Below are 17,495 nucleotides of genomic sequence, written 5' to 3'. Positions count from 1 at the left end.
GGGAACGGGCCGACCATCGGTCGGCCCGTCGTCCCGCGTGGGGGGTCAGTCGTTGCGCTGCCCGGGATCGCGCCGGGCGTCGTCGTCCAGGGGGTCGACCGGGGTCGACCCGGCGCCGGTGGCGTCGGGCTCGATCACGGACGCCTCGGTCCGGGTCTCGGGAGCGGCGGCGGCGGGGGCTGCCTCGTCCTCGACGACCGTGGTGACGGTCTGCAGGTGCACGGTCACGGCGGTGCCGGGGGCGATCTCGAGGACGACCTTGTTGGTGTCCCGGTCGATCGAGCGCACCGTGCCGTAGAGGCCGTAGTTCGTCATGACCTCGGTGCCGGGGCCCATGGCCGCCTGCTTCTCCTTGACCTGGGCCACGGCCTTCTTCTGCCGGCGCATGGGCAGCCACAGCAGGAGCACCATGGCCACGAGCATCAGGGGCAGCAGCCAGGCGGTGCCGCCTCCCGAGGGCTGGGCGGCCTGGGCGGGGAGGGACTGGGCGAGGAGGAGCGGGCTCACGGACTTCCGTTCGGTCGGTGGTGGGTGTCCTCACCATGGTAGGGGATCGAGCCCTCCAGCGTCCTGGACGGCACCCGGAGAGCCGGCCCGGGTCCGGGGCGGCGGCCGCCCTCAGTCCTCGAACAGGGACGGGACGTCCTCGGCGGCGGCCGGGGCCGTGCCGCCGAAGGCGGCGCGCAGCCCGGGGTCCTTGAACGCGGCGTGCTCGGGAGGGCGCAGACCCAGGTGGTCCCAGGCCGCGGCCATCGCGATCCGGCCCCGGGGCGTCCTGCCGAGCAGGCCCTCGCGGACCAGGTAGGGCTCGGCCACGGTCTCGACCGTCTCGGTCTCCTCCCCCACCGCGATCGCGAGGGTGGACAGGCCCACCGGGCCGCCGCCGAACTTCGTCACGAGCGCCTCGAGCACCGAGCGGTCCAGGCGGTCGAGGCCGCGGGCGTCCACCTCGTACATGTCGAGGGCCGCGGAGGAGGTGCGGGAGTCGATCCGGTCGATGCCGTGCACGAGCGCCCAGTCCCGCACCCGGCGCAGCAGCCGGTTGGCGATGCGCGGGGTGCCCCGGGACCGGGAGGCGACCTCGGCGAAGCCCTCCGCGGTCATCGCCAGGTCCATGAGCCCGGCGGAGCGGCGCAGCACGAGCTCGAGCTCCGCCACGGAGTAGAACTCGAGGTGGCCGGTGAAGCCGAAGCGGTCGCGCAGCGGACCGGGCAGCAGACCCGCCCGGGTGGTGGCGCCCACGAGGGTGAACGGCGGCAGGTCCAGCGGGATGGACGTGGCGCCGGCGCCCTTGCCGACCACGATGTCCACCCGGAAGTCCTCCATCGCCATGTAGAGCATCTCCTCGGCGGGCCGGGACATGCGGTGGATCTCGTCGAGGAACAGCACCTCGCCCTCGGTCAGGGAGGACAGGATCGCGGCGAGGTCACCGGCGTGCTGGATGGCCGGGCCGGAGGAGATCCGCAGGGGCGCGCCCATCTCCTCGGCGATGATCATGGCCAGGGTCGTCTTGCCCAGGCCGGGGGGCCCCGAGAGCAGGACGTGGTCGGCGGAGCGGCCCCGCAGCCGCGAGGCCTCGAGCACGAGGGACAGCTGCTGGCGCACCCGCTTCTGCCCCACGAACTCGTCGAGGTTCGCGGGCCGCAGCGCCGACTCGAGCTGCTTCTCGTCGGGCTCGTCCTCCCCCGAGACCAGCCGGTCCCGGGAGTTCACGGCGGCACCGTCCTCGCGGGCCACGATCAGACCCCCCGCTCCGCGGGAACCCGGGGTCCGGCCTTGGCCGCGCCGAGCCACCCGAGCACGGTGCGCAGGATCGTCGGGACGTCCCCGGAGGCGGCGAGCTCCTCCCGGCCGGCGAGGGCGTCCGCGATGCCCCGGGCGGCGTCCTTCTCGTTCCAACCCAGACCCACGAGGGCCTCGAGCACCTGCGCCCGCCACGGCTCCACCGGGGCGGCGGCAGGCTGGGCGGGACGGTCCGGGACGATGAGCTTGTCGGCGAGCTCCAGCACGATCCGGCGGGCGCCCTTGGGGCCGATGCCCGGGACGGTCGTGAACGCCTTGGCGTCCCCCTGCGCGATGGCGCGGTGGACGGCGTCCGGGCCGAGCACGGAGAGCACCGCGAGGGCGGTGCGGGGGCCCACGCCGCTGACGCCGAGCATGATCTCGAAGACCTCGCGCTCGGCGGGGCTGCGGAAGCCGAAGAGCAGCGGGGACTCGTCCTTGCGGGCCACGTATGCCGTGTCGAGCCGGACCTCTCCGCCGATCCGCAGACCGGACAGGGTCTCCGGCGTCGCCTGGACCTGGACGCCGAACCCGCCCACCGCGACGACGGCGGTGGTGAGGCCGACGTGCTCGACCTGTCCCGTGATGGACGCGATCACCGCGCAACTCCTTCCCGTGCCCGGCGGGGGCCGAGGACGGTCGATCGAACAGATCTACGAATGACGACCACTCTAGCAGTGGACCCCGACTCAGCGGCGCCCGCCCCGCCTGGCGCGGTGCTCCGCCTCCGCCCAGGCCCGCTGGGCGGGGGTCATGCCGGTGCGGGCGGCGGCCAGGGGTCGGGCGCCCTGGTGCGTCTCGGTCCGGGCCGTCGCGTCCACGCCCGTGCCGCCGCCGCGCCAGCCGTGGCAGATGGCGATGGCCAGGGCGTCGGCGGCGTCGGCGGGCCGGGGCGCCTCCTCGAGCCGGAGGATGCGCACGACCATGCGGGCCACGGACGCCTTGTCGGCGCGCCCCTCCCCCGTCACCGCGGCCTTGACCTCGGACGGCGTGTGCCAGGCCACCGGCACCCCGTGACGGGCCGCCGAGGCGATGACCGCGCCGGAGGCGTGGGCGGTGCCGATCACCGTGTTCACGTTGGTCTGGGCGAACACGCGCTCCAGGGCGAGGGAGTCGGGGTGGTACCGCTCGATCCACCGCTCGGTGGCCTCCCAGATCCGCAGCACGCGCACGTCGAGCGGGTCGGCGGCGTCCGTGCCGGCCACCCCGACGTCCACGAAGGACGCGGTGCGGTTGCCGGCCATGTCGATCAGGCCGAACCCGCACCGCGTCAGCCCGGGGTCGACCCCGAGGATCCGCTGCGTGGCCGTGGTCAGTCCTCGGAGTCGAGCTGGGCGAGGACCTCGGCGGGGATGTCCGCGTTGGCGTAGACGTTCTGCACGTCGTCGAGCTCCTCGACGGCGTCGACCAGGCGCAGGAACTTCCGGGCGCCCTCGGCGTCGAGCTCCACGAGCATGCTCGGGCGGAACTGCGGGTCGTCGTTGTTGTACTCGAGCCCGGCCTCGTCCAGGGCCGCGCGGATCGCGGGCAGGTCGGTGGCCTCGGAGACGACCTCGAAGACGTCCTCCTGCTCCACGACCTCGTCGGCGCCGGCGTCCAGGACGGCCATGAGGACGTCGTCCTCGGTCAGCCCGTCGGTGCGGGTGACCTCCACGACGCCCTTGCGCTCGAAGAGGAAGGCCACGGAGCCGGAGTCGGCCATGGTGCCGCCGTTGCGGGTCACGGCCACGCGCACCTCCGAGGCCGCGCGGTTCTTGTTGTCGGTGAGGCACTCGATGTACAGCGCCGTGCCCTGCGGGCCGCGGGCCTCGTAGAGGATCTCGGTGTAGTCGACGACCTCACCGGTCAGGCCAGCGCCGCGCTTGACCGCACGGTCGATGTTCGCCACCGGCACCGAGTTCTTCTTGGCCTTGGACACGGCGAGGTCCAGTGCCGGGTTGCCCGCGGTGTCGGGCCCGCCCATCCGCGCGGCCACCTCGATGCCCTTGATGTACTTGGCGAAGGCCTTCGCGCGCTTGGCGTCGATCGCGGCCTTCTTGTGCTTGGTCGTGGCCCACTTGGAGTGTCCTGACATGCGTCCCTCCTCGGGAAGTCGTTCGCGGTCGGCCGGGACGCGTCGGTCGTCGTCCCGGCACGGCCCGCCCCGGCGGTGGCCGGGACGGGCCGGAGAAGTCCTGCTCCATTCTACCGGGTGCTCCCGCTCCCGGCCGGGGGGTCTAGCGGGGCCGGGCCTGCGCGACCTCCCGGGCCCGCTCGGCCAGGGTGTCGTCCAGCGGTGCGGCGTCGAAGGCCCCGAGCCGTCGTTCCACGGCGGCGCGGATGAGGTGGTCGGCCACGGCGGGGTTCTTGGGCAGCATCGACCCGTGCAGGTAGGAGCCCACCACGTGGTGCACGCGGGCGCCCTCGGTGCCGTCCTCGCCGTTGTTGCCCGCGCCCTTGACCACCCTGCCCAGCGGCGTCTGGTCCGGGCCGAGCCGGGTGACCCCGGAGTGGTTCTCGTAGCCGACGACGGTCCCGAACTCCGGGGACTCCAGCACGATGTTGCCGATCAGGCGCGTCGGCCCGCCCACCGTGGTGAGGTCGAGGATCCCGATGCCGGGCAGGGTCTCGCCGGCGCCGGTGCGGAACTCGTGGCCGAAGAGCTGGTAGAGACCGCAGATCGCGAGCATCGGCACGCCGTCGGCGGCCATGGCCCGCAGCTCGGGGGCGATCCGCTGCAGGTCCTCCTGGACCCGGAACTGCCCGGAGTCCTGGCCGCCGCCGCCCACGAGGAGGTCGGCGTCGGGCGGGAACGGGTCCCCGGGGTTGTGGTCGCTCAGCCGCACGGCGTAGCCGTACTTCTCGAGCCGGCGCTTGAGGGTGAGGGTGTTCCCCCAGTCCCCGTAGATGTTCATGTCCCGGGGGTAGAGCTGGACGAGGTGGACGGTGCGGTCGGTCACGGGGGCTCCGCTCAGATCTCGGCGACCTCGGCCACGCGGGACAGCTCCCGGCGCAGCTCGAGCATGGACGTGTAGGTGCAGAAGACGCGCATGGGACGGTCCCCGGCCCCGGCGACGAAGCGCTGCAGGGCGTCGCCGAGGCCCGGGACCACCTCGCGGACCCCGACCTCGTCGTAGTCCAGGCGCAGGGCCATGTCCCACGCCCGGGTGCCGGCCACCACGTCCACGCCGCCCGGGCGCAGGGAGTGGAAGTCGACGTCCCACAGCCAGGAGACGTCGCGGCCGTCGGCGTACTCGTCGTTGATGGCGATCATCGTGGCGTAGTCGCCCGGCCGGGCCGAGGCCAGCGAGAGGCGGAACCCGGCGGGGTTCTTCACGAGCAGCAGCTGCAGCGGCCGGCCGGCCACGGTGATGGTCTCCCCGCGCCCGAAGGCGGGGGTGACGCGGGAGAGCTCGTCCACCAGCGCGGCGCGGTCCGCGTCCGGGCCGGCCACCGCGAGCGCCAGCGCCAGCGCGGCGGCCGCGTTGTACATGTTGTAGACGCCGTAGAGCTCCACGGTGGTCTCGACGGACTCGCCGCCCACCGTCAGCCGGACCCGGTTCGCCTCGAAGGACGTCAGCTCCACGTCGGCGGCGGGCCGGGGCGCCAGCTCCGCCTCGTGGTCGGCCTCGGCGTCGGGCCCGCCGGCCGAGCGCATGTCGTCGTCGGAAGGGAACAGGGGCCGCAGCGGCGCGGACAGCCCGAACCAGCGGGTCCGCGTGCCCTCGGGGACGTGCTCCGCGAGGGACACGATCCGGGGGTCCTCCCGGTTGAGCACCACGGTGCCCGTGGTGGCCGCCGCGATCTGGGCGAGCATCCGCCGGGTGGTGTCGATCTCGCCGAAGCGGTCGAGCTGGTCGCGCATGACGTTGAGCAGCAGCGCGTGGCGCGGCTTGACCTGCTTGACGAAGTGCACGGCGTGCGCCTCGTCGAGCTCGAGCACGGCGATGTCCGCGTCGAGGCGGCCGGTGAGGCTCATCTCCCCGAGCAGGGCGGCGGCCACGCCGCGGACGAAGTTGGAGCCCGTGCGGTTGGTGAAGACCTTGTACCCCTGCGAGCGCAGCAGCTGGACGGCCATCTTGGTGGTGGTCGTCTTGCCATTGGTGCCGCTGATGAGCACCACGCCGTGCGGCAGCTTCGCGAGCTCCTCGGCCACGAACCCGGGGTGCAGCCGCTCCATCACGAGGCCGGGGAAGGCGGAGCCTCCGCCGCGCAGTGTGGTCAGGTACCGGATGCCTTGGCCGAGCAGGCGCACGTGGGGTCTGGACATGCGCTCCATCCTATGGTCTGCGCCCCTGCGGCGGCGGGCACCCGGGTGCGCCCGGGGCAGGCGGGCCGCACGTCCCCGGGCCGCAGAGGTGACGGGCGACGACGACGGACGACACGGTGCCGCCGCCGGGTGCTGTGGTCGGGTGGCGCACCGGCCGTAGGGTCGGACCATGAACGCCGCCGGACCCGCCGTCCCTCCCCGCCGGCCGCCGCGCTGGTGGGTGGTGCTGGCGTGCCTCGGCGGGGTGCTGGTGTCGGGCGGGGCGCTGCTGGTGCTGCTCCACCCGGCCGAGGCGTCGTTCGGGTGGTTCGCGGACAACCCGCTGGACGGTGCGGCATTGCCGGCCGTGACCCTGGTCACCCCGGAGGCCGCGGCGGGGTGGGCCGGTGTGCTGGCCGGGTTCGTCCTGTGGGCCTTCCGCGCCGGCTGGCTCGTGGGCCGGGGCGGGCCCGCCCCGCGGCGGTGACGGGAGGATCGAGGACCTCGGCCCCGCCGTGCCCTCAGGTCAGACCCCGTCCGCCGTCGGTGGTGAGGACCTGGCCCGAGGTCATCCAGACCACCCGACCGGCCCTCGTCTCGTGGACGGGCCCGGTCCGCCCGGTCCGGTCGCAGGCCCCGTCCACGAGGTCCTCGACCGCCGCCGCGTCCCGCAGGTCCGCCTGCACGTCGCCGAGGACCGCACCGTTCTGCAGGGGAGTCCTGCCCTGCAGGGGGTGTGCGGCGGAGGGGTGGGTCACGCCGGTGCTCCTGTCGTCCGCGGGCGGCGGCCCTGCTGCTCCGGTCCCTGCTGCGGAGGGTCGAGCAGTGCGTCGACGGCGTGGATCTCGTTGCTGAGGCCGGTGCCGTCGAGGCCGTCCAGCGGGGTGATGTCCACGACGATGCCGGTCTGCACATCGAGGTGCACGCGGTAGACCGTGGCGAGGTCACCGCTGGTGAGGGTCGGGTCCTCGCGGCCGTACTCGAGGATCCGGCTGGCGGGACCGTCCAGCAGCGGGCAGCAGCCGCACCGCGGGGTGTAGCCGTTCTCCCAGTCCTCGCCGGCGCCGAGCAGCGGCCGGCAGGCGGCCGACCAGGTGAGGCGGCCCCGCAGCGTCGTGGCGACGACCTCGCTGACGTCCACCCCCTGGCTCAGCTCCGCCGGGTCGAGCATGGCCGTCCACCGGTAGTCCTGCCACATCGGATCGCCGTGGTCGTGGTTCCAGTCCTCCGGGCGCCGGGCGACCAGACCGTCCGGACGCAGCACCACCGCCGGCTCCGGTTCCGGTTCCGGTTCCGGCGGTGACGGAACGGCGCACGCCGCGTCGTCGTCGTTGCAGGTCACCAGACTCACCGCCTCGCCGTAGGGCGGCCCTTCGGCGACCTCGACACCCCCGGAGGAGCGGACGACCACACGGCCGAGCCGCCGGTCGAGCCAGGCCTCGACCGGTCCACCGTCCGGAGCGCTCCCGGCGTCCCGCTGCCGCCGGTGGGTGAAGTGCACGGTGGTGAACCGCCACGGCGAGCTGCGCGCCAGGGCGCGGAAGTCTTCGGCCGTGGGGAGTTCGGGCAGGGAGTCGGCGCTCATGCGACCGAGTAGAGCACATCCCGGGAGCCGGCTCCTGGGGGCCGGGTGCGCCCGGCCACGAGCTGTCGGTACTGTCGGACCATGACCGGGCACGAGCTGTTCCCCATCGTCAACTGTGCGGATCTGCTGAGCACCCAGGCCTTCTACGAGCAGGTGTTCCACGCCGTGCAGACGTACCGGTTCCCGGAGACGGGTGAGCTGGCCTTCCTCGTCCTGCGCGTGGGAGACGGTCAGCTGGGCCTGGGCGTCGGCACCACGGCGGGGCTGTACGGCGACACGCCGCTGCCCGCGACCGGCCACGCGGTGGACCTGTGCGCCTATGTCGAGGACCTGGCGGCCGTCCTCGAGGCCGCCCGCCGGGCCGGTGCCGCCGTGGCTGTCGATGCCGAGGCCATGCCGTGGGGCGAGACCGTCGCCTACGTCCGTGATCCCGAGGGCACGATGCTGCTGGTCGTCCAGGCCGGCCCGGAGTGACAGGCCCCGGGCATCGGCCCGCGGGCCGGCCCCCGGAGCCGAAGCACACCACCGACGAGCAGGCAGAGGAGTCGATGTCAGTGGATCCCGACGCCGACCCGGTTCCCCCGGAGAGGTCCGCCTCTCCCCCGCGCCCGCGCGCGGAGCCTTCCCCGAGGGCCCCTGCGGAGACCCTGCCCGCTGCCGGAGCCGACGCGCAGCGGCGGGAGGTCCAGGCCGCGCTGGGCCGGCGGGTGGCTCCGCTGTGGCCGGCGCACGCAGCCGTGCGGCCGTCGACGACGGCGCCGACCCGGTGGGACTGGCAGCAGGTCTTCCGCCGGGCCGGACTGGAGCTCCAGCACCACGCGCTGGTGCTGCGCCGGATCACCACCGCCTACGTCGTGGCCGTGGCCGGGCCGCACTTCGAGGCCGGGTGGACCGTCGCCGACGTCCTGCATGCCCTGGACTGGACCCCGCAGGGCGTGCGCTACACCCACGACTCGGTGACCGGGATCGAGCACCCCGGCGCCTGGTTCGCCGCCCGTCTGCGCACCTGGACCCACCAGGACGGCACCCCGATGCGCTCTCCGGACCAGCGCGCCGCGGCGGAGGCCGAGCAGCGCCGGGCCGAGGCCGTGGCGGCCGCCCGGCGCCACGCCTCCCGTCGGCCCCCGTCGCAGCCCGCCGGGGTGGAGGCCGGGGCTGTGGGAGCGGCCGTAGAGCCGCAGGCGGCGACGGACCCGGATCGGCGGCCGTTCCGGGTGCGCTGGGCCGCCCAGATTGCCGCCGGCCGGGCGGAGGCGAGCCGCCGGTCAGGCCGTCCGTGAGCCGGGTGCGCGGATGCACCCGGCAGGGGGTGCGCCTTTGAGGGTGGGGATCAGCCTCCCCGGGCGAACGATCCGGGATTCCGGGGACGAGCCCCGCGCCGTCGGCGCCACCGCGGACACGGCCTGGCCGGTGCCCGTCGGGAGACGGGCACCGGCCAGTGCGCCGGGCGGGGTCCTACCGGACGGGCAGCCCCGTCTCCTCCGAGGCCTCCGGGGCCGTGGGGGCGGCGATGGCGTGGGCCGCGGCGATCTCGTGCACCCGGTCCCGGCACCGGTACCAGCCGAGGACCAGCAGGGGCACGAGCAGGAGCAGGGAGGCGACGGTCCAGGTCCCGATCGGGGAGTCGAAGGCCATCAGCACGACCACGGTCACGAGGAACGCCAGCGTCAACCAGCCGGTGAAGGGCGCGCCTGGGAGCCGGAACCCGGGGCGCTCCGCCTTGCCCTGTTTCGACCACGCGACGAGCCGCAGGTGGCAGAGCATGATCATCCCCCAGGCGCTGATGATGCCGACCGAGGCGAGGTTCAGCACGATCTCGAAGGCCTGGGCCGGCACGAGGGCGTTGAGCACCACGCCCAGCACGGCGACCGCCGCCGTCAGCACGATGCCGCCGTACGGGACGCCGGCCCGGTTCATCCGGCCCGCGAAGCGGGGGGCCGAACCGGCCAGGGACATGGAGCGCAGGATCCGGCCGGTGGAGTAGAGCCCGGCGTTGAGCGAGGACAGGGCCGCGGTGAGCACCACGAGGTTCATCACGGTGTCCATGCCGGCCACGCCGATGGAGCCGAAGAACGTCACGAACGGGCTCTCCCCCGCCTGGTAGGCGGTGTAGGGCAGGAGCAGGGACAGCAGGGTCAGGGACCCGACGTAGAAGACCGCGATGCGCACGATCACCGTGTTCACGGCGCGCGGCATGACCTTCTCGGGGTGCTCCGTCTCACCGGCCGCGGTGCCGATCAGCTCGATGGAGGCGTAGGCGAAGACCACGCCCTGGATCACGACGACCGCCGGCAGCAGACCGTTGGGCAGGAGCCCGCCGTTCTGGCCGATGAGGGACAGGCCCACCTCCTGTCCGTCGGCCGGGGTGCCGAAGAGCACCAGCCAGATCCCGACCACCAGGAACGCGGAGAGCGCGGCCACCTTGATGAGGGCGAACCAGAACTCGAGCTCGCCGAAGACCTTGACCGAGACGAGGTTCAGCCCGAGGACGAGCAGCAGGGCGGCCAGGGCGTACTGCCACTGGGGGACGTCCCCGATGGGCGCCCAGTACCGGGCGAAGAACTTCATGTACAGCGCCACGGCCGTGATGTCCACGATCGCGGTCATGGCCCAGTTGAGCCAGTACAGCCAGCCGGTGAAGAAGGCCGCCTTCTCTCCGTAGAACTCCCGGGCGTAGGAGACGAACGAGCCGGAGGACGGGCGGCGCACGACGAGCTCGCCCAGCGCGCGCAGGATGAGGAACGCGAAGAAGCCGCAGACCGCGTAGACGAGCACGAGGGCGGGCCCCGCGCTGGCCAGCCGCCCGCCGGCGCCCATGAACAGGCCGGTGCCGATGGCGCCGCCGATCGCGATCATCTGGATCTGCCGGGGCTTGAGCCCCTTGTGGTAGCCCTCGTCCTCCGCGTGGAGCACGTCGAGGGCGGCGGTCGGTGGCTGGGCCGGGGTGGCGTGGCGCCGGTCCGGGTGGTGGACGGACACAGGGGGCATGGCTCGGTCTCCTTGGTGGTGGCGGAAGAGCTCGTGGACGGGTCAGACGGTGAGGTTGGCGAGGCGCTCCGGGCGCAGGATGCGGCCCAGCTCCTCGGCGGTCAGCAGACCGCGCTCGCGCACCAGCTCCGCGACGCCGGCGCCCGTGACCAGGGCCTCCTGAGCGATCGCGGTGGCCGTGGCGTAGCCCAGGTGGGGGTTCAGTGCGGTCACCAGACCGATGGAGTGCTCCACGGAGGCGCGCAGGTGCTCCTCGTTGGCGGTGATGCCGCGCACGCAGCGCTCCGCGAGGGTGGTGGCGGCCGCCCGGAGGTGGCCGACGCTCTTGTGCAGGCTGTGGACGATGATCGGCTCGAAGGCGTTGAGCTGCAGCTGTCCGCTCTCGGCGGCCATGGTGATCGTGACGTCGTTGCCGATGACCTCGTAGGCGACCTGGCTGACGACCTCGGGGATCACCGGGTTGATCTTGCCCGGCATGATCGAGGAGCCGGACTGCACGGCGGGCAGGGTGATCTCGCCCAGCCCGGCCCGGGGCCCGGAGGAGAGCAGCCGCAGGTCGTTGCAGATCTTGGACAGCTTCACGGCCACCCGCTTGAGCACCCCGGACAGGTGCACGAAGGACCCGACGTCCTGGGTGGCCTCCACGAGGTCGACGGCGGTGACCAGCGGCAGGCCGGTGACGGCGGCCAGGTGGCGGCAGGCCGCGGCGGCGTAGCCGTCCGGGGCGTTGAGCCCGGTGCCGATCGCCGTCGCCCCGAGGTTGATCTCGTGGACCAGGAGGCTCGCCTCGGCCAGGCGCTGGCGGTCCTCCCGGATCATCACGGCGTAGGTGCCGAACTCCTGGCCCAGGGTCATGGGCACGGCGTCCTGGAGCTGGGTGCGGCCCATCTTCACGACGGTGCGGAACTCGCGGGCCTTCTCCGCGAAGGCGTCCTCCAGCACCTCCAGGGCGGCCAGCAGCTCCTGGACACCGGTGATCGTGGCGATCTTCACGGCCGTGGGGTACGCGTCGTTGGTGGACTGCGACAGGTTGACGTGGTCGTTGGGGTGCAGCCGGGAGTACTCCCCCTTGCCGGCGCCCAGCAGCTCCAGGGCCCGGTTGGCGATCACCTCGTTGGCGTTCATGTTGGACGAGGTGCCGGCGCCGCCCTGGATCACGTCGACGCGGAACTGCTCGTGGAGGCGACCGTCCAGGATCTCCTGGCAGGCCGCCACGATGGCCTCGGCCCGGACGGTGTCCAGCAGCCCGAGCTCGTGGTTGGCGCGGGCGGCGGCGAGCTTGACGGCCGCCAGGCCCCGCACGAGGTGGGCGTGGCCGCCCAGCGGGAGGCCGGTGATGGGAAAGTTCTCCACGGCGCGCAGGGTCTGCACGCCCCAGTAGGCGTCGGCGGGGACCTGGCGGTCGCCGAGCAGGTCGTGCTCGGTGCGGAAGGCGGGAGCGGTCACGGTTCTCTCGGTTCTCTCGGATGTCACGAGGTGGTGGGTGTCAGGGGCGGTGGGTCAGCGGGCGGTCGGTCGAGGGGTGGCGGGTCAGCCGGGGCGGATCAGCAGGCGGCGGACGGCGGGGGCGGATCAGCCGGCGACGAGGTCGACGGCGTGCAGCGACCCCACGGTGCGGCCTCCGCCGAGCACGGGGACACGGTCCATTCCGGCGAGCGCTGCCGGGTCGACGCCGAGCTGCCGCAGGACCTGCGCGGTCACCGGCATCCGGGCGCGGTCGGCGCCGTCGGCGATCTTCACGGCCAGGCCGCGCCCGTCGGGCAGGCCCACGAGCTGCAGTCCCTCGAAGCCGTCCTTGGCCAGCAGGCCGGGGATCCTGCGCATGAGTTCCGTGACGTCACGGCCCTCGCCGGCCACCTGCTCGGGGTGACGGGTCATGGCGGACGTCACCCGGCCCTCGGGCGTCCCCGGGGCGGCCGAGGCGAGCCGGGCGAAGGCGGTGGCCATGCCCCGGAGGGTGACGGCGAACAGGGGGGTGCCGCAGCCGTCGGTGCTGCCGGGTCCCAGCGGTTCACCGGTCAGCTCCGCGAGGACCTCGGCGATCAGCTGCTGCAGCGGGTGACCGGGGTCGGTGTAGCCGGCCACGGGCCAGTCGTTGACCCGGCAGGTGGCGACCATGGCCGCGTGCTTGCCGGAGCAGTTCTGGGCCAGGCGCGAGGGCCCCTCACCGGCGCGCAGGGCGGTGGTCCGTTCGGCGGACCCGTACGGCAGGTCGGGCACGTTCTCCAGGGCGGTCTCGTCCGCACCGTGTCCGGCGAGGATGCGGCGGGCGCCGTCCCGGTGCAGGGGCGCCCCGGAGTGGCTGGCTGCGGCCAGGGCCAGCAGGTGCCCGGGCAGATCGAGTCCGGCGCGGAGCATGGCCACCGCCTGCAGCGGCTTGAGGGAGGAGCGGGGGTAGAAGAGGGCCAGGGGGTCTCCTGCTTCGAGCAGGATCCGCCCGGCGGCGTCCGTGGCCACGAGCGAGCCGTGATGGACGCTCTCGACGACGCCGTCGCGGACCTGTTCGGCGACGGGCACGTGCTGCGGGCGGGCGGTGGACAGGGGTGCCCGGAGGGCTGCGGTGGTCATGCTGGGTCCTTGCTGGAGGCGATGGGCGCGGGCGGGGGCGCGCGCCGGAGGGAGGCGCCGGACGGCGCCCCGCACAGAACGGCGGGCAGGGTGGAGGACAGGGTGGAGGACGGGACGGCGGGCGAGCAGGGCGGAGACCGCGGATGCTCGAGCGGAGAGCGGAGAGCGGAGAGCGGGGAAGCCGGAGCGGAGGGCGGGACGGCCGCCGGGCTATTCGCCGCTGATGGCGCCGAGGGCGCCGCGAACGGCCGTGAGGTGGTCCTGCATCGCGGCTTCCGCCTCGTCGGCCGCGCCGTCCCGGATGGCGTGGAAGATGCGCAGGTGCTCCTCGTCGGAGCGCTTCTGGCGGTCCGCCACCACGTTGAGGGTTTCGGACTGCTGGTAGAGCGCTTCGCGGATGTCGGCGATGACCTTCTCGAACACCCGGTTGTGGCTGATCCGGGCGATGGCGGCGTGGAAGCCGGTGTCCAGCTCGACCCAGGCCTGGGGATCGTCCTCGGCCGCCATCGCCGCCACGACGTCGTGCAGGAACCGCACGTCCTCGTCCGTGCGGCGGAGCGCGGCGAGGCCTGCCGCGGGGACCTCGATGTGCGGCCGGGCCTCGTGCAGGTCCCGCGCCGAGTACGGGCCGAGGGCCAGGTCCTCGGACACCCGCTGGGCGACGACGAAGGTTCCCTTGCCGGTGCGGCTGACGGTCAGGCCCAGGGCGGCGCAGGAGCGCAGCGCTTCACGGATCACGGACCGGCTCACCCCGTACCCCTGGGCGAGAGCCGCCTCCGAGGGCAGCTTCTCCCCCACCGCGAGCTGTCCCGCCTGGATCTGTGCGAGCAGGTCCTTGAAGACGGCTTCCGCCGCGCTGAAGCGCTCGACCGGCTGTCCGGCTGTCCGGCTGTCTGACAGGTTCATGTGCTCAGCATGATACAGATCACACCGAGCTGTCAAGAGGTGCCGCCCTGCCCGTCGGCCCACCACCCGTACGCCATAGAGCCACGCTCCCCCGGCCGGGACCTCCTGGTGCACCGGATGCGGGGCGCCCTCCGGCAGCTCGTGGATCGGCCGCTCCGGGCTCGGGCGGCACGAGCAGGACCACCTGCCGCTTCGTGGAGGTTCTCGCCAGGTCCGCCTGCTCTGCTGGAGCAGGACCTTCCACGAAGCGAGCAGAAGCAGGTGCGTGATCACAGCCAGGAACCCCGTGCCCGGCACCGGCCGCCTCGGACCAGCCCCGACCCGTGAGCCGGCCGGCACCCGGCAGCTCACCGTGCCGCCTGCCCGTCCGCCCTCGTGATGACCGTCGAGGACATGCGCGGGCGCCGGCGCCGACCCCGGCGGGCGCTTCTGGGCCTTCTCCTCCTGGGCACGCTCGCGGCAGCGCTGGCCCTCCTCGGGCCCGGTGTGCTCAGCGGCCTGCGCGCAGGGGACGGCTGGTTGCGCTGGGGCCCGGAGTGCACGGTCGAGACCTCGGAGGGTGAGGTCGAGCTCGACCGTGAGGAGGCGAAGCGGGCCACGACGGCGGTCGCGCTCGCCGCCCGCGGGGCGGAGGCCCCGGACACCTCCGGCATCGACGCGGCGGTGCTGCAGCGGCTGGCCGAGGGGCCGCCCGAGGACGCCGGCGCGAGCCTGAGGTGCCGGGGCTCGGCCGCTGGTGATCTGCCGGAACAACAGCTGACCAGCACCGGTCTGACACCGCGCGCCGAGCAGCTCCGCGAGGCGATGACCGGGGTGTTCGGCGAGCAGAGCCTGGGCGGGTTCGCCCCGGGCGGTGTCGACCAGGGGCACGGAGGGGAGTCGACGCACTACGACGGCCGCGCCGTCGACGTCTTCTTCCGCCCGGTGACCGAGGAGAACCGGCGTGAGGGGTGGCTGCTGGCCCACTGGCTGGTCGCCCATGCCGAGGACCTGGACGTCCAGTACGTCATCTTCGACGACCGGTTCTGGAGCGCCCACAGCCCGCGAGGGCAGTGGCGGGACTACGACGCGCCCGACCCCGGCAACGAGATCCTGCGCCACCTCGACCACGTGCACGTGGACGTGCTGCGCGGAGGTCCTGACTGAGGCGCGGGTCGTGACCTCGATCAGTGGAACCGCACCTGCACGGCGTCGGGCCGCAAGCCCACCGGAACCTCAGCATTCCTGTTCCGTCCACCGGAACCTCAGTCCTCTCTCCGAGGGGACCCGTCAGGGGTCACGGCCATGTCGGAGGTGACGCCAGGCATAGGCTGGCGTCACCATGTTGATCCTCGAGGGCCGCAGCAAGAGACCGTCGGCAGGGCCGCGAGGCCCAGGGCACGGCCCAGCCGCCGCTGACGCGTGCCACCAGGGCGACGTCGTCGTCACGAGCCTCGACCGGTGGTGAACGACGCGGTCCTGCGGGTGCCGGGGATGCCGCTGCTGCTGACGATGACCGTGCTGGGCTTCTCGGGGTATGCCGCGCTGCTGGCGGTCGCGCCGCTCTGGGCGGTGCACGGAGGCGCTGACACCGTCGGGGCGGGGCTGGTGAACGGCGTGCTCATGGCCTTCACCGTGCTCACGCAGCTGTTCGTCCCCCGTGCGCTGCGCCGCTTCGGCTGGGCCCCGGTCCTCGTCACGGGCATGCTGCTGCTGGGACTGCCCGCCCTGGCGCACGGCCTCAGCGATGCGCTCGGGCCGACCCTGGTGCTCTCCGCGGTGCGCGGGCTCGGTTTCGGCGTCCTGACCGTGACCGGCAGCGCCCTGGTGGCCGAGCTGGTGGAACCCGAACGTCGCGGGAGGGCGATCGGGGCCTACGGCCTGGCGATCGCGGGACCGCAGGTCGTGTTCTTGCCGGCGGGACCGTGGCTCGCCGACCGGCTCGGTTTCTGGGTCGTGTTCGCCGTGGCAGCCCTGCCCGCGGTGGCCGTCGTGCCCGCGATCGGCCTGGCCCGGATGCTGGACCACGCCCCGGAGGAGGACGAGCAGGAGCGGGCGCCCTATCCGAGCCTCTTCCCTCCGATGGCACTGCTGATCGCCGTCACCCTGGCCGGCGGTGCGCTCATCACCTTCATGGCCCAGATGAGCAGCAGCACCGTGCTGACCGCCCTGGCGCTGCTGCTGATGAGCGTCGTCGCCGCGCTCACCCGCTGGCGGATCGGCTCCTTGTCGGACCGGCACGGACCGCGCCGGTTCCTCGCGCCGCTGGTGCTGCTGACCACGGCGGGGATGATCGTCATCGCCTGGGCCGTCCGGGATCCTCAGGCGACCCAGGCCCCGGCGCTGCTGGCCGGAGCAGCCATGGTGGGCGCCAGCTACGGCGGGCTGCAGAACCTCACCCTGGTCGTGACCTTCCAAGCCGTCAGCCGGCAGCACTACGGACCGGCCAGCGCGGTGTGGAACATCGGCTTCGACGCCGGGACCGGCATCGGCGCGGTCGTGGTGGGGATGGTCGCCGCGGGGACCTCGTTCAGCACCGCGCTGCTGGTCGCCGGAGCGATCTCGCTGCTGACACTGCCGCTCGCGCTGCGCCGGCACATCCCAGCCCACGGGTGATCTGACGCATCCGGCACATCCGTCGTGGACAGGGAATCCCGCTCGCGCTGTCGAGTCGGCGGGTGACCCGCCCGCTCGGCGGTTCCGGAGGATCCGCTCCGGTGCCTCGTGGCGGACGCAGCGGGTGCCGAAGGCCCCCAGGCAGGGCGGGCCCGCCCCGGGTGACACCGGACGACGGGAGGGGTGTGCACGGGCGGCGGCCGGTCCTAGGGTGAGGAACGGACCGGGCGGATCCGGACGTGCCGGGCCGCAGCACCCATGGACGCCTGCCGCGGCGCCCACCGCTGGAATGCCGTCCGCCACCGCCGTCGAGGAAAGGCCCCTGCCATGAGCGTCACCGATGATCTTCTGCACCACGCCGAGACCTATGCCGCCGGCTTCACCCGAGGCGATCTGCCCATGCCCCCGGCCCTCCCGGTGGCAGTGGTGGCCTGCATGGACGCCCGGCTGAACCCCTACGGACTGCTCGGCCTGAGCGAAGGCGACGCCCACATCATCCGCAACGCCGGCGGGGTGATCACCGACGCCGAGGTCCGGTCCTTGGTGATCAGCCAGCGTCTGCTGGGCACCCGAGAGATCATCCTCATCCACCACACCGACTGCGGCATGCTCACCTTCACCGACGACGCCTTCAAGGCACAGATCGAGGCCGACACCGGGATCCGCCCGCCGTGGTCACCGGAGTCCTTCGCCGACCCCGACGACGACGTCCGCCAGTCGATGGCACGGATCGCCGCCAACCCCTTCATCCCGTACAAGGACAGCGTGCGCGGATTCGTCTACGACGTGACCGACGGCTCCCTCCGGGAGATCCACTGACCCACGACAGCACCGAGGGCGGTG

Annotated in this window: 19 protein-coding genes; 6 read left to right on the top strand and 13 right to left on the bottom strand. The window is 73.5% G+C overall.

Translation table 11 applies throughout. The features are described from left to right. Nucleotides 1-45 precede the first annotated feature (45 nt). The 7 genes from yajC to ACYVM4_RS17075 all read right to left on the bottom strand — a co-directional run bounded on the left by yajC (nt 46) and on the right by ACYVM4_RS17075 (nt 6,040). Nucleotides 46-507: a preprotein translocase subunit YajC gene (gene yajC, locus ACYVM4_RS17105; RefSeq protein WP_460669307.1), complete on the bottom strand. Its 462-nt coding sequence runs from the start codon at nt 505-507 to the stop codon at nt 46-48. A gap of 111 nt (nt 508-618) precedes the next feature. After that, nucleotides 619-1,737 carry a Holliday junction branch migration DNA helicase RuvB gene (gene ruvB, locus ACYVM4_RS17100; protein WP_368820087.1) on the bottom strand — a complete coding sequence of 373 codons (1,119 nt, stop codon included), beginning with the start codon at nt 1,735-1,737 and terminating at the stop codon, nt 619-621. Between the two features lie 2 nt (nt 1,738-1,739). Further along, nucleotides 1,740-2,381: a Holliday junction branch migration protein RuvA gene (gene ruvA, locus ACYVM4_RS17095; RefSeq protein WP_368820086.1), complete on the bottom strand. Its 642-nt coding sequence runs from the start codon at nt 2,379-2,381 to the stop codon at nt 1,740-1,742. Between the two features lie 90 nt (nt 2,382-2,471). After that, nucleotides 2,472-3,098: a crossover junction endodeoxyribonuclease RuvC gene (gene ruvC / locus ACYVM4_RS17090; protein ID WP_460669353.1), complete on the bottom strand. Its 627-nt coding sequence runs from the start codon at nt 3,096-3,098 to the stop codon at nt 2,472-2,474. Next, nucleotides 3,095-3,856 (bottom strand): YebC/PmpR family DNA-binding transcriptional regulator, encoded by a 762-nt coding sequence (locus ACYVM4_RS17085; protein ID WP_035928571.1) that lies wholly within the window; start codon nt 3,854-3,856, stop codon nt 3,095-3,097. The genes ruvC and ACYVM4_RS17085 overlap by 4 nt, the downstream gene beginning before the upstream one ends. A 142-nt stretch (nt 3,857-3,998) precedes the next feature. After that, nucleotides 3,999-4,721, bottom strand: coding sequence for a type 1 glutamine amidotransferase (locus ACYVM4_RS17080; RefSeq protein WP_368820085.1), 723 nt, complete (start codon nt 4,719-4,721; stop codon nt 3,999-4,001). Between the two features lie 11 nt (nt 4,722-4,732). Beyond that, entirely contained in the window at nt 4,733-6,040 is a 1,308-nt protein-coding gene (locus ACYVM4_RS17075) for a Mur ligase family protein (protein ID WP_368820084.1), read from the bottom strand. A gap of 160 nt (nt 6,041-6,200) precedes the next feature. Between ACYVM4_RS17075 and ACYVM4_RS17070 the strand changes: the two genes are divergently transcribed. Further along, entirely contained in the window at nt 6,201-6,497 is a 297-nt protein-coding gene (locus ACYVM4_RS17070) for a hypothetical protein (RefSeq protein ID WP_460669306.1), read from the top strand. 34 nt (nt 6,498-6,531) lie between these two features. Here ACYVM4_RS17070 and ACYVM4_RS17065 read toward each other — a convergent pair whose 3' ends face one another. Further along, nucleotides 6,532-6,768 carry a hypothetical protein gene (locus ACYVM4_RS17065; RefSeq protein ID WP_460669305.1) on the bottom strand — a complete coding sequence of 79 codons (237 nt, stop codon included), beginning with the start codon at nt 6,766-6,768 and terminating at the stop codon, nt 6,532-6,534. Then, a complete protein-coding gene (locus tag ACYVM4_RS17060) occupies nt 6,765-7,595 on the bottom strand; it encodes a hypothetical protein (RefSeq protein WP_460669304.1) in 831 nt (276 codons plus the stop codon). Before ACYVM4_RS17060 ends, ACYVM4_RS17065 begins: the two co-directional genes overlap by 4 nt. 81 nt (nt 7,596-7,676) lie before the next feature. Here ACYVM4_RS17060 and ACYVM4_RS17055 point away from each other — a divergent pair, with 81 nt between their 5' ends. Both ACYVM4_RS17055 and ACYVM4_RS17050 read left to right on the top strand, forming a co-directional pair. After that, complete coding sequence (locus tag ACYVM4_RS17055; RefSeq protein WP_460669303.1) at nt 7,677-8,069, top strand: VOC family protein; 393 nt, start codon at nt 7,677-7,679, stop codon at nt 8,067-8,069. 74 nt (nt 8,070-8,143) lie between these two features. Continuing rightward, complete coding sequence (locus tag ACYVM4_RS17050) at nt 8,144-8,875, top strand: hypothetical protein (protein ID WP_460669302.1); 732 nt, start codon at nt 8,144-8,146, stop codon at nt 8,873-8,875. Between the two features lie 175 nt (nt 8,876-9,050). Here the strand turns inward: ACYVM4_RS17050 and ACYVM4_RS17045 are convergent, their stop codons facing one another. From ACYVM4_RS17045 to ACYVM4_RS17030, 4 genes are all read right to left on the bottom strand, one after another. Then, nucleotides 9,051-10,583, bottom strand: coding sequence for an amino acid permease (locus ACYVM4_RS17045; protein WP_368820077.1), 1,533 nt, complete (start codon nt 10,581-10,583; stop codon nt 9,051-9,053). Nucleotides 10,584-10,625: 42 nt separating this feature from the next. After that, the gene (locus tag ACYVM4_RS17040) at nt 10,626-12,029 is read right to left on the bottom strand and encodes an aspartate ammonia-lyase (protein WP_460669301.1); all 1,404 of its coding nucleotides are present in this window, start codon (nt 12,027-12,029) and stop codon (nt 10,626-10,628) included. Nucleotides 12,030-12,155: 126 nt separating this feature from the next. Beyond that, nucleotides 12,156-13,151, bottom strand: coding sequence for an asparaginase (locus ACYVM4_RS17035; RefSeq protein WP_460669300.1), 996 nt, complete (start codon nt 13,149-13,151; stop codon nt 12,156-12,158). A 210-nt stretch (nt 13,152-13,361) separates the two neighbouring features. Then, nucleotides 13,362-14,057: a FadR/GntR family transcriptional regulator gene (locus tag ACYVM4_RS17030; protein WP_368820074.1), complete on the bottom strand. Its 696-nt coding sequence runs from the start codon at nt 14,055-14,057 to the stop codon at nt 13,362-13,364. 378 nt (nt 14,058-14,435) lie between these two features. Here ACYVM4_RS17030 and ACYVM4_RS17025 point away from each other — a divergent pair, with 378 nt between their 5' ends. The 3 genes from ACYVM4_RS17025 to ACYVM4_RS17015 all read left to right on the top strand — a co-directional run bounded on the left by ACYVM4_RS17025 (nt 14,436) and on the right by ACYVM4_RS17015 (nt 17,471). Continuing rightward, nucleotides 14,436-15,203 (top strand): hypothetical protein, encoded by a 768-nt coding sequence (locus ACYVM4_RS17025; RefSeq protein ID WP_368820073.1) that lies wholly within the window; start codon nt 14,436-14,438, stop codon nt 15,201-15,203. A 294-nt stretch (nt 15,204-15,497) separates the two neighbouring features. After that, nucleotides 15,498-16,652, top strand: a complete 1,155-nt coding sequence (locus ACYVM4_RS17020; protein WP_460669299.1) for an MFS transporter — start codon at nt 15,498-15,500, stop codon at nt 16,650-16,652. A gap of 327 nt (nt 16,653-16,979) precedes the next feature. Next, entirely contained in the window at nt 16,980-17,471 is a 492-nt protein-coding gene (locus ACYVM4_RS17015; protein ID WP_368820071.1) for a beta-class carbonic anhydrase, read from the top strand. Nucleotides 17,472-17,495 lie beyond the last annotated feature (24 nt).

This window comes from Kocuria himachalensis, assembly GCF_054784195.1.
This window is presented reverse-complemented; position numbering and strand designations above follow the sequence as displayed.